The following is a 12,110-nucleotide window of genomic DNA, read 5'->3' as shown; positions in this document are numbered from 1 at the left end:
CAATGAAACAGTATTTAGATTTATGCCAGCGGATTATCGATGAAGGTGAGTGGGTTGCCAATGAACGGACAGGCAAGCGTTGCCTGACGCTGATTAACGCTGATCTGACTTATGATGTTGCCAACAATCAGTTTCCGCTGATCACCACGCGCAAAAGTTACTGGAAAGCGGCGATTGCCGAACTGCTCGGCTATCTGCGTGGCTATGACAGTGCAGCACAGTTTCGTGCGATCGGTTGTAACACATGGAATGCCAATGCTAATGACAATCCGGCATGGCTGAGTAACCCTCACCGCAAAGGTACCGACGACATGGGCCGTGTGTATGGCGTGCAGGGCAGAAGCTGGCGTAAGCCTGATGGCAGCACTCTGGACCAACTCCGGAAGATTGTCGATGATCTGAGCCGAGGCCTCGACGATCGCGGCGAGATACTGACGTTTTACAACCCGGGTGAATTTGAGATGGGCTGCCTGCGTCCGTGTATGCATACTCATACTTTTTCGCTGTTGGGGGACAGCCTGTATCTGACCAGCTACCAGCGTTCCTGTGATGTGCCGCTCGGGCTCAATTTTAATCAGATTCAGGTCTACACCTTGTTAGCACTGATGGCGCAAATTACAGGCCATAAAGCCGGTAAGGCTTACCACAAGATTGTCAACGCGCATATCTATGAAGATCAACTGGCGCTGATGCGCGATGTCCAGCTCAAGCGAGAGCCGTACCCATCGCCGCGGCTGGTGATTAACCCAGAGATTAAATCACTGGACGATCTGGAAACCTGGGTCACTATGGACGATTTCAGAGTTGAAGGTTATCAGCACCATGAGCCGATACAGTATCCGTTTTCAGTCTGATAAAAGATAAACCCAGAGCCTCACGAATGTGGGGCTTTTTTGTGTCCAGTCAATGGTGACACAGAGGTTAACAGCCAGGCTTATCGCCAGATAAAAAAATCCCTGCTCACTGTGAGCAGGGATTGTTAGCGTTCATCAGGTTGTTTATGCGGTTAAGGCCAGAATACCGCCCGGGATAATGATAAAGACCAGTCCCAGATAGGCTGCGGCTGTCGATTTGCTCTTCACGGCCAGCTCGCCCAGGTAAATGGCGCCTTTCAGCGGCAGTTCACGCAGGAACGGCAAGCCGAAGATCAGCAGGGTTGCCAGCACATTAAAGCACAGGTGCACCAGCGCAATTTGCAGGGCAAACACGGCATGGTCGCCGGAAATGGCGGTTGCAGCCAGCAGTGCGGTAATACAGGTGCCTATGTTGGCTCCCAGCGTAAACGGATACACATCGCGTACTTTCAGCACGCCGGTACCGACCAGGGGCACCATCAAACTGGTTGTCGTAGAGGACGACTGCACAAGTATGGTCACAATGGAGCCTGACACGATACCGTGTATTGGGCCACGGCCAATGGCACTTTTCAGGATGTCACGGGCGCGGCCGACCATCAGGCTGCGCATCAGCTTACCCATGACAGTAATCGCCAGGAAGATGAGCGCGATACCCAGTGCAATCATAATCACACCGCCCATGGTTCCCATTGATTCCAGCGGCGCTTTTACTGCATTCACTGCCGGTTTAGTCAGAGGCTTAATGAAGTCCAGTCCCTTCATACTCATGTCACCGGTCGACATCAGGGGGGAAACCAGCCAGGCCGAAATTTTTTGCAGCAGGCCAAACATCATTTCCAGTGGCAGGAAGATCAGCACGGCCAGCAGATTGAAGAAATCATGCACTGTGGCGGCAGAAAATGCGCGGCGGAATTCATCTTTACAGCGGGCATGGCCCAGGCTGACCAGTGTATTGGTCATAGTCGTGCCTATATTGGCACCCATTACCATAGGAATCGCAGTTTCAACCGGCAGCCCCCCGGCAACAAGACCCACTATGATAGAGGTAACCGTACTGGAGGATTGGATGAGAGAGGTGGCTACCAGACCGATCATCAGGCCTGCAATAGGGTGAGAGGCAAATTCAAACAGGGTTTTGGCTTGTTCTCCTACCGACCACTTAAAACCGCCGCTCACCAGTGAGACTGCGACCAGCAGCAGATAAAGCATGAAAACCAGGTTTGCCCAACGAACCCATCGCATGGAGCTTTGCATTGGCTCAGCTGTGGTGGCTTGGGTAGTCATATTCTGTTCTCCGTGACATTGTGATGTCATTTTGGTGTCAGTTTTTTGAATGTTGGCGCGATAGTAGAGAACGAATATTTCAGAAATATGACACAGAGAATCCTTTCTGACATACCTGCGTGTTTTGTGGTCAGGAGCAAAGAATGGGATCAGGATCTATCTTTTTATCTGTGGACTTAACGCTGTGATTTTTTTGATAAAACTTTTATTAGTATTGAAGAGAAGGATGTCGAAAAAAAACAGATAAAAAATTTGTCGGATGGGTTTTCAGTGTCATAGTGGTAGTGGCTTACTCTGGAAAGTGTGCTGTCACTGACCTGGGGTGATAGTTAGATACTGCGGGTATTACGGTGTATTACAGTCAATAGATCGGAATTTCCGAGCTATTGGCTCTAAACAAACGATTTCACAGAGATGTCAGTAGGCGTCTACACTGTTTCAACCGCACATCAATAAAAAAGTGTGATTTTACAGTGACTAGTAAGGAGCTGCGGTCAATGACCGATGTAATTCTGAAATTCTTTAAATTAGAATCTGCCGGTGGCATCTTGCTGATCGTCGCGGCGGCCCTGGCCATGATCATTGCCAATTCGCCTCTGCAATCAGTGTATGAGGGCGCATTACATACTTATATTGCAGGTTTATCGATAGAGCATTGGATCAACGATGGCCTGATGGCGATTTTCTTTCTGGTGATTGGCCTGGAAGTGAAACGTGAACTGATCGAAGGGGCACTGAATACCAAAGAGAAAGCGATTTTCCCTGCTATCGCGGCTTTGGGTGGTATGGTCGCACCGGCTTTAGTGTATGTGCTGTTCAACTATAGCGACCCTGTAGCGATTGGTGGCTGGGCTATTCCTGCTGCGACAGATATCGCGTTTGCGTTGGGTATTATGGCTCTGCTGGGTAATCGGGTGCCGGTTAGCCTGAAAGTCTTTTTGCTGGCATTAGCGATTATTGATGACCTGGGTGTCATTGTTATCATCGCCTTGTTCTACAGCAGTGATTTGTCTGCCATTGCGCTGGCCGTGGCGTTCGCAGCGACCGCTGTGCTCTTTATTATGCACGCACGCAATGTCACCAATCTGGTCTGGTATATCCTGGTCGGGCTGGTGCTCTGGTTCAGCGTACTTCAGTCCGGTGTGCATGCCACGCTGGCAGGTGTGGTGTTGGGCTTTGCCATCCCGCTTCAGGGCAAGGATAAGCAGGGCAAAGAAATCTCGCCGCTCAAGACGCTGGAGCATGGGTTACACCCGTATGTCGCGTATCTGATATTGCCGTTGTTCGCCTTTGCGAATGCGGGGATTTCGTTGGCAGGAGTGTCGGTTGAAGGTCTGACTGCGATGCTGCCGCTGGGGATTGCGCTGGGCCTGTTTGTTGGTAAGCCGCTGGGTATTTTTACCGCGAGTTATCTGGCAGTGAAAATGGGGATAGCGCGTTTGCCGGAAGGGACGGGTTTTGGTCAGATATTTGCGGTGTCTGTGCTGTGCGGTATCGGTTTTACTATGTCGATATTTATTTCAATGCTGGCATTCAGCGGTGCTGATCTCGAGCTGATTACTTACTCCAAGCTGGGTATCCTGATAGGTTCGACCACCGCAGCGGTTGTCGGCTATATACTGCTGCACCGTTCGCTTCCGGCCGCCAAGGCCGTTAAGGACAGTCAGACATCATCGTAATCCGGGACAGGGAGATGTTTATGAAAGCATTAATTGTACTGGTATTGGGCCTGAGTTCGGCCGGTGCCTCAGCGGCTGCGGCTGACTACAGTCACTGCCAGCAGCAGCTTGATAATGAGCTGTGCCAAGCCTATCTTACCGGCTTTGAGCAGGGGGTGAATCAGAGCCAGGAACGGCAGGAAGAGACCCCTGCCGGTTTTCTGGCCCGGGCACTGGAGCAGCGTGCGGGTGAGCGCTCCCGCCATTTGGTATCAGCGGAAACAGTGGCTGAAATACAGGCGCAATAATCTTTCCCGTCCCCGGACTCAGTGTCTTTTCGGATAAAAAACACATAGGATAGCCCCAGGCCGATAAGGTCTGGGGTTTTTTATTTGTTGAGTATTGAGGCCTACGACAGTGTCGCACCTGAATTACAATCACCTGTATTATTTCTGGATGGTCTGCAAGCAAGGGTCAGTGACCAAAGCGGCCGATGCGTTATTCCTTGCGCCGCAGACAGTGACGGGCCAGATAAGGGCGCTTGAGGAAAGACTGAACGGTAAGCTGACAAAAAGGGTCGGCCGTAACATTGAACCCACAGAGCTGGGACAGCTGGTCTTTAAGTACGCCGATAAAATGTTTGATCTCAGTTATGAGTTACTGGATATCGTGAATTATACCCAGCGCGAGAATCAGTTGCTGGAAGTCGGGGTCGCGGATGCGTTGTCAAAACGCCTGGTCAGTAAGATTTTGATGGCGGGTATCCCGGAAGATGAGCGTATTCATTTACGCTGCTACGAGTCGACGCATGAAATGCTGCTGGAGCAATTGTCTCAGCATAAGCTGGATATGATTTTGTCTGATTGTCCGGTGGATTCGACACAGAGCCCAGGGTTATTCAGTAAGAAACTGGGTGAGTCAGGCATGAGTTTTTTCTGTTCGGATACAGATAAATCACTCAGTTTTCCTGCCTGCCTCGAAGAGTATAAGTTGCTGGTACCGGGGCGCCGTACGGCAATGGGGCGCAAACTGCACCATTGGTTTGATCAGCAGGGCATCACGCCCAATATCTTGGGCGAGTTTGATGATGCGGCATTGATGAAAGCGTTCGGCGCGTTTCGTAAATCTATGTTTGTGGCGCCCTCGATTTATGCCGAAGAGATTGAACAGTCCCATACTGTACGCGAAGTGAAGCGAGTAAGAGCGATTCGGGAGGAATATTACGTTATTTTTGCCGAACGTATGATCATGCACCCTGCTGTAAAGAAAATTTGCGAAGCCGACTTCAGAAAATTGTTCAAATGACCGCCTTTTTCAGTGATAGAAGTCAATAGATAAATCACTGAAGTTCAAGCGGTGGAAAGATGGAAACCATAACGTTACATCACAGTGCTCCTCAGGCAGTGTCTTTGCTTAAGGCCATGGCTAATGAGCGGCGGCTGCTGATTTTATGCTACTTGCTGGAAGGAGAGTTGTCGGTTGGAACGATGAGTGACCGTCTGGAATTAAGCCAGTCGGCCTTGTCACAGCATCTTGCCTGGCTAAGGCGCGATGGCCTGGTGGCGACACGTAAAGAGTCGCAGACTGTGTTCTACAGGCTGAGAAGCCAGGAAGTGAAGTCGATGATCCAGCTGCTGCAGCAAATGTACTGTTAAGCACTTATTGCCTGTCTGAGACGAGGCGTTACAGTAAACAGCGGACATAAAAAAACCGGCCATAGCCGGTTTTTTTATTGCTGTAGCATCAATGCACTGAATTACAGAGCGTTGATTTTTGCAGACAGGCGCGCTTTATGACGAGCAGCCTTGTTTTTATGAACCAGGCCTTTAGTAGCCATACGGTCCATAACAGGTTGCATGTCAGCGAAGGCCTTAACGGCGGCTTCTTTATCGCCTGCTTCAATAGCAGCAACAACTTTTTTGAAGAAAGTGCGCATCATAGAACGACGGCTAGCGTTGTGCTGACGACGTTTTTCAGAAGTGATTGCACGTTTCTTAGCAGATTTGATATTTGCCAAGGGTGTAACTCCCAAATTCTTGGTATGGTGACAATTTAAGGCCGAGGAATATGCCTCTAAAACCGAACAATGTCAAATGATTTGTGCAAATAACAGCCGTGCCATTGAAATTGGCACTTGTGCATTAACACGGTTAATATGGCGGCAGATTCTACCAGCATTTGGCTCCGCAAGTCACCTTTCTGGGCCATCTTTTATGAGGTTTTTTTGTGAGTAAGCGTCTTTTGCGCTCCGGGCTGATTGTCAGCAGTATGACTTTTGTATCTCGTGTCATGGGTTTAGTGCGGGATGTCGTGGTAGCAAACCTGATGGGAGCCGGTGCGGCTGCCGATGTTTTTTTCTTTGCCAATAAGATCCCTAACTTCCTTCGCCGCCTGTTTGCCGAAGGGGCTTTCTCTCAAGCTTTCGTTCCCGTGCTGACAGAAGCCCATGCGGCGGGTGACAAAGACAAAACCCGTGAACTGATCGCCAGGGTATCCGGTACGCTGGGAGGCATAGTTACCCTGGTGACTCTTGCGGGCGTTTTGGGATCCGGGGCGATTACTGCCCTGTTTGGTGCCGGTTGGTTTCTTGACTGGCTCAATGACGGGCCGGCCGCGCCGAAATTTGAACTGGCGAGCCTGTTGCTGAAAATCACTTTTCCTTACCTGTGGTTTATCACCCTGGTCGCTTTGTCGGGTGCCATCCTCAATACCTTAGGGAAATTTGCCGTTTCTTCGTTTACCCCGGTATTTCTCAATATCTCCATTATTTTGTGTGCCTGGTGGGTCTCACCGAATCTGGAGCAGCCTGAAATCGGCCTGGCACTGGGCGTTTTTCTGGGCGGTTTAGTACAGTTTCTGTTTCAGTTGCCCTTTCTTTACCGGGAAGGGGTGCTGGTTCGTCCGCGCTGGGGATGGCACGATCCCGGCGTGGTGAAAATCCGCACCCTGATGATACCGGCCTTGTTCGGTGTGTCAGTGAGCCAGATTAACCTGCTGTTTGATACCTTCATCGCCAGCTTTCTGATGACGGGATCCATCAGCTGGCTGTATTACTCAGACCGGCTGCTTGAATTTCCTTTGGGTCTGTTTGGGATAGCCATTGCGACCGTTATCCTGCCGGCCTTGTCGCGTAAGCATGTGGATCAGAACCGGGAGCATTTTGCCCACACCATGGATTGGGGAGTCAGAATGGTACTTCTGCTCGGTTTGCCTGCTATGCTGGGGCTGATGGTGCTGGCGAAGCCTATGCTGATGGTGCTTTTCATGCGGGGGGAGTTTACGCCTAATGATGTCGAGCAGGCGGGCATGTCGCTGCTGGCTTACGCGTCAGGCCTGCTGAATTTTATGTTAATCAAAGTGCTGGCACCTGGTTACTATGCAAGACAAGACACCCGCACCCCGGTACGCTATGGCGTGATTGCTATGGTCACCAACATGGTCTTCAATGCGATTTTTGCCTATTTCTTAGGCTATGTTGGCCTGGCGCTGGCAACGGCCTTGTCGGCACTGGTCAACGCCGCACTCTTGTACCGCGGCCTGCACCGTGCCGGGGTGTACCGTATTTCACGTACTACGTTTGGATTTGTGCTCCGTTTGGTGATTGCCGGTGTGGCTATGGTGGGCGTGTTGCTATGGCTGTCGCCGGATATGGCGCACTGGCTGTCATTGAGCCTGGTTCAGCGCGTGTACTGGCTGACTGGCCTGATAGGTCTGGGGGCCGTGACTTACCTGTTATCACTGGCGGTGACTGGTGTCCGCTTGCACCACCTGCGCAGCGAAGGCTAAGGTGCGCGATACGGATTAGGGCCGGTACGGTATTGAGGCAAAAAAGTACATCTTACGGCGCACATGGTTTTAACCCTGTTGCGCTCTGGTATATAATCCGTCAGTTTTTGACTTTGGTAATGATTAGCTGCAGATGGAATTGATCCGAGGAATTCATAATATCCGGCCCGGTCACCACGGCTGTGTTCTGACAATTGGCAACTTTGACGGGGTCCATCAGGGCCATCTGGCCGTGCTGCGTCAGGTACTGGAGCAAGCCCGGCGGTTAGGGGTTCCTTCGACTGTGATGAGCTTTGAGCCTCAGCCCATGGAGCTCTTTGCCAAAGACAAGGCGCCGGCAAGGCTGACCCGCTTTCGCGACAAGTATCAGCAACTCAGCCATGCAGGCATTGAGCGCCTGTTGTGTGTCAATTTCAACGCCCGCTTTGCCGATATGGCACCGGAAGATTTCGTCCGTCGCTTGTTGGTGGAACAATTGGGTGTTAAGTTTCTGGTTGTTGGTGACGACTTTCGCTTCGGTAAAGGCCGCAGCGGCGATTTTGCCATGCTGGAAGCCGCCGGGCGTGAATTCGGCTTTGAGGTTGTCAGTACCCAGAGTTACTGTGTGGATACTCAGCGCGTGAGCAGTACGGCAATCCGCGAAGCACTGGCCAGTGATGATCTGGCCTCAGCAGAAGCCATGCTGGGCCGTCCATACAGTATTACCGGCCGGGTGTCACATGGTCAGAAGCTGGGCCGGACCATAGGCTTCCCGACGGCCAATGTGCCGCTGAAACGCCGGGTGTCACCGGTTTCCGGTGTGTACGCCGTTGAAGTGCTGGGGGTGGCGCAACAGCCATTGCCCGGGGTGGCGAATATCGGCCGCCGGCCGACAGTGAACGGCGAGCGCCAGCAACTGGAAGTCCATTTATTTGATTATCAGTCTGATATTTATGGTTGTCAGATTGAAGTGGTGCTACACCACAAATTACGAGATGAAATTAAATTCGCCTCCTTTGATGCGCTGAAAGCGCAAATCGAGCGTGATGCCCAGACTGCGCGGGTGTGGCTGTCTGAGCATCGTCAACATGTCCAACTTCGCCCAAGTAACGGAATTGAGAATCAATGAGCGACTATAAAGATACCCTGAACCTGCCTGAAACAGGGTTTCCGATGCGAGGCAACCTGGCGCAACGCGAGCCTGCAATGCTTAAGCGTTGGTATGACGAGGATCTCTACGGTGAAATCCGTAAAGCCAAGAAAGGTAAAAAATCTTTCGTACTGCATGACGGCCCTCCATATGCCAATGGTGATATTCATATTGGTCACGCACTGAACAAGATTCTCAAAGACATTATTATCAAGTCAAAGTCGATGTCCGGCTTTGACGCGCCTTACGTACCGGGCTGGGATTGCCACGGTCTGCCGATCGAGCTGATGGTAGAGAAAAAAGTCGGTAAACCCGGTCACAAAGTCTCGGCTGCCGAGTTCCGCGAAAAATGCCGGGCGTATGCAGCCGGTCAGGTTGAAGGCCAGAAAGAAAGTTTTATCCGCCTCGGGGTACTGGGTGAGTGGGACAAGCCGTACCGCACTATGGATTTTGCTACCGAAGCCAACATCATTCGTGCCTTGGGCAAAATTGCCGATAACGGCCACCTGCTGAAAGGTTTCAAACCTGTTCACTGGTGTACCGACTGCGGTTCAGCGCTGGCTGAAGCCGAAGTGGAATACAAAAACAAGGTCTCGCCGTCCATCGACGTTAAATTCAAAGCCGTTGATGAAGCTGAAGTTTTAAGCAAGTTTAATCTGGCCAGTGATCATCAGGGGCAGGGGGATGTGTCCATTGTGATCTGGACCACCACGCCCTGGACACTGCCGGCCAACCGTGCGGTAGCAGTCCGTGACGATCTGGAATATGTCCTGATCCAGGTGGAAGGCGAGCAGCCTCAACGTCTGATCGTGGCCGCTGAGCTGGCAAAAGATGTGATGGATCGTGCCGGTATCGAGCATTTCCACAATCTGGGCTTCTGTAAAGGTATCGAGCTGGATCTGCTGCGCTTTAACCATCCGTTCTACAGCTTTGACGTGCCTGTGATTCTGGGTGATCACGTGACCACCGAATCCGGTACCGGTTGCGTACACACAGCGCCAGGTCACGGTCAGGAAGACTTTGTGGTCGGTCAGAAGTACGGTCTGGAAGTGGCAAACCCGGTCGGCAGTAATGGTGTATACCTGCCGGATACCGAGCTGTTTGCCGGTCAGCACGTCTTCAAAGCCAACGATGCAGTTGTCGAGACGCTGAAAGAACACGGTGCCTTGCTGCATCATCACTCTTATGAGCACAGCTATCCGCATTGCTGGCGTCACAAGACCCCAATCATCTTCCGTGCCACCCCGCAGTGGTTTATTTCCATGGATCAGAACGGTCTGCGTGCCAAAGCGCTGGAAGAAATCAAAGGTGTTCAGTGGATGCCTGAGTGGGGCCAGAGTCGTATCGAGAGCATGGTCGAAGGTCGCCCTGAGTGGTGTATCTCACGTCAGCGCACCTGGGGCGTACCGATTGCACTGTTCGTCCATAAAGAAACGCAGGAACTGCATCCGGACAGCCTGGCACTGATTGAAAAAGTGGCTCAGCTGGTGGAAGAAAAAGGCATCCAGGCGTGGTGGGATCTCAATCCTGCCGAGATCATGGGTGAAGCCGATGCTGAGCAATACGAAAAAGTGCTCGATACCCTGGATGTCTGGTTCGACTCCGGTGTCACCCACTATGCCGTGGTTGATAACCGCGAAGAGTTCAATGGCAATGCGGCCGATCTTTATCTGGAAGGTTCTGACCAGCATCGTGGCTGGTTCCAGTCTTCGCTGATTTCATCGGTGGCGATGAAAAACAAGGCCCCTTACCGCCAGGTGCTGACCCACGGTTTCGTGGTTGATGGCCAGGGCCGTAAGATGTCGAAATCTATCGGTAACGTGGTAGCGCCAAAAGATGTTACCAACAAGCTGGGCGCTGATATCCTGCGTCTGTGGGTCGCATCGACTGACTACACAGGTGAAGTGGCGGTGTCAGATGAAATCCTCAAGCGCAGCGCTGATGCTTACCGTCGTATCCGTAACACGGCGCGTTTCCTGCTGGCTAACCTGAGCGGTTTCAACCCGGCCACCGACTGTGTGCCGGCCGAAGAGATGGTCGCGCTGGATCGCTGGGCGGTCGCGCAAGCGAAAGCGGCACAGGATGAAATCATCAAAGCGTACGATGAATACAACCTGCACACAGTGACCCAACGCCTGATGCACTTCTGTTCGATCGAAATGGGCTCTTTCTATCTCGATGTGATCAAAGATCGCCAGTATACGGCCAAACGCGGCGGCCATGCCCAGCGCAGCTGCCAGACGGCTTTGTACTACATTGTTGAGGCTCTGGTTCGCTGGATGGCGCCAATCATGTCTTTCACTGCCGATGAAATCTGGAATGAGATGCCGGGCGAGCGTGACACCTTTGTCTTTACCGGCGAGTGGTTTGACGGCCTGTTTGCGCTGTCTGACAATGAGGCATTCAGCAATGAATTCTGGACTGAGATCCAGGCAGTTCGCGGCGCTGTAAACAAACTGCTGGAAGAAGCGCGTAACGAAAAACGCCTTGGCGGTGCGCTGCAGGCCGAGGTGACGCTGTATGCCGAACCTGAGCTGGCAGCCAAGCTCAGCCGCCTGGAAAATGAGCTGCGTTTTGTGCTGCTGACCTCCAAAGCCCAGGTGGCTTTGGCCGACAATAAGCCGGCAGAAGCGAAACCGACTGAGGTGGCTGGCCTGTCGGTGCTGGTGACAGCATCGGAAGCGGCCAAGTGTGACCGCTGCTGGCACCATGTGGCCGATGTCGGCACCATTGCCGGCCATGAAGAAATTTGTGGCCGCTGTGTGACCAACATCGACGGTCAGGGTGAAGAGCGCAAGTTTGCCTGATGAGTAATTTACCTGCTTTGAAGCAATCCGGAATTCGCTGGCTGTGGCTGGCGGTTCTGGTCTTTGCCATCGATATCGGTACTAAGCTGCTGGTGATGGACACCATGGGTTACGGTTGGCCTAACCGCATTGAAGTCTTGCCCTTCTTTAATCTGCTGTATGTGCACAACTACGGTGCGGCCTTCAGTTTTCTCAGTGATGCCAGCGGCTGGCAGCGATGGCTGTTTACCGCCATCGCCTTAGGGGTGACTGCGTTACTCATGGTCTGGATGCGGCGCACGCCAGCCAGCCACACTATGGTCAACTCTGCCTATGCGCTGATCATAGGTGGCGCACTCGGCAACCTGTTTGACCGCCTGTACCATGGTTTCGTGGTGGATTTTCTCGATTTCTATATCGGGCAGCACCACTGGCCGGCGTTTAATATTGCCGACTCGGCAATCTGCGTTGGCGCGGGTCTTATTATTCTGGAAGGCTTACTGACCGGAAAGACAAAGACCAAAACCAGCCAGTAAGGCGTTCAGGCTCACGGACCAGGCGCTGCTCGTTGCGATGGGCGGCGCTTTATTGTAAAAAGCGGTGGATTTAT

11 protein-coding genes are annotated in these 12,110 nt (G+C 52.2%); 9 read left to right on the top strand and 2 right to left on the bottom strand.

What is annotated here, in order from left to right; all coding sequences use genetic code 11:
• Nucleotides 1-2: 2 nt before the first annotated feature.
• Nucleotides 3-854 carry a thymidylate synthase gene (locus H511_RS0115335; protein ID WP_027253094.1) on the top strand — a complete coding sequence of 284 codons (852 nt, stop codon included), beginning with the start codon at nt 3-5 and terminating at the stop codon, nt 852-854.
• A 144-nt stretch (nt 855-998) separates the two neighbouring features.
• Here H511_RS0115335 and H511_RS0115330 read toward each other — a convergent pair whose 3' ends face one another.
• On the bottom strand, nt 999-2,141 hold the full coding sequence (locus H511_RS0115330) for a Na/Pi symporter (protein WP_027253093.1): 1,143 nt from the start codon (nt 2,139-2,141) through the stop codon (nt 999-1,001).
• 497 nt (nt 2,142-2,638) lie between these two features.
• Between H511_RS0115330 and nhaA the strand changes: the two genes are divergently transcribed.
• From nhaA to H511_RS0115310, 4 genes are all read left to right on the top strand, one after another.
• The gene (gene nhaA / locus H511_RS0115325; RefSeq protein WP_027253092.1) at nt 2,639-3,820 is read left to right on the top strand and encodes a Na+/H+ antiporter NhaA; all 1,182 of its coding nucleotides are present in this window, start codon (nt 2,639-2,641) and stop codon (nt 3,818-3,820) included.
• 20 nt (nt 3,821-3,840) lie between these two features.
• Nucleotides 3,841-4,107 (top strand): hypothetical protein, encoded by a 267-nt coding sequence (locus H511_RS0115320; RefSeq protein WP_027253091.1) that lies wholly within the window; start codon nt 3,841-3,843, stop codon nt 4,105-4,107.
• Nucleotides 4,108-4,216: 109 nt separating this feature from the next.
• Nucleotides 4,217-5,104: a transcriptional activator NhaR gene (nhaR, locus tag H511_RS0115315; protein ID WP_027253090.1), complete on the top strand. Its 888-nt coding sequence runs from the start codon at nt 4,217-4,219 to the stop codon at nt 5,102-5,104.
• A gap of 59 nt (nt 5,105-5,163) precedes the next feature.
• Nucleotides 5,164-5,454, top strand: a complete 291-nt coding sequence (locus tag H511_RS0115310; protein ID WP_027253089.1) for an ArsR/SmtB family transcription factor — start codon at nt 5,164-5,166, stop codon at nt 5,452-5,454.
• Nucleotides 5,455-5,555: 101 nt separating this feature from the next.
• Here H511_RS0115310 and rpsT read toward each other — a convergent pair whose 3' ends face one another.
• A complete protein-coding gene (gene rpsT, locus H511_RS0115305) occupies nt 5,556-5,816 on the bottom strand; it encodes a 30S ribosomal protein S20 (RefSeq protein ID WP_027253088.1) in 261 nt (86 codons plus the stop codon).
• A 209-nt stretch (nt 5,817-6,025) separates the two neighbouring features.
• On the opposite strand from rpsT, the gene murJ reads away from it, so the two are divergent.
• From murJ to lspA, 4 genes are all read left to right on the top strand, one after another.
• Nucleotides 6,026-7,585 (top strand): murein biosynthesis integral membrane protein MurJ, encoded by a 1,560-nt coding sequence (gene murJ / locus H511_RS0115300; protein WP_027253087.1) that lies wholly within the window; start codon nt 6,026-6,028, stop codon nt 7,583-7,585.
• Nucleotides 7,586-7,718: 133 nt separating this feature from the next.
• On the top strand, nt 7,719-8,693 hold the full coding sequence (gene ribF, locus H511_RS0115295) for a bifunctional riboflavin kinase/FAD synthetase (protein ID WP_027253086.1): 975 nt from the start codon (nt 7,719-7,721) through the stop codon (nt 8,691-8,693).
• Complete coding sequence (gene ileS / locus H511_RS0115290; RefSeq protein ID WP_027253085.1) at nt 8,690-11,521, top strand: isoleucine--tRNA ligase; 2,832 nt, start codon at nt 8,690-8,692, stop codon at nt 11,519-11,521. Before ribF ends, ileS begins: the two co-directional genes overlap by 4 nt.
• Nucleotides 11,521-12,036, top strand: coding sequence for a signal peptidase II (lspA, locus tag H511_RS0115285; RefSeq protein WP_027253084.1), 516 nt, complete (start codon nt 11,521-11,523; stop codon nt 12,034-12,036). Before ileS ends, lspA begins: the two co-directional genes overlap by 1 nt.
• Nucleotides 12,037-12,110 lie beyond the last annotated feature (74 nt).

It is taken from the genome of Photobacterium halotolerans DSM 18316, assembly GCF_000425165.1.
Lineage (GTDB): Bacteria > Pseudomonadota > Gammaproteobacteria > Enterobacterales > Vibrionaceae > Photobacterium > Photobacterium halotolerans.
Note: the sequence above shows the minus strand (reverse complement) of the source record. Positions and strands in the feature narration are given on the sequence as shown.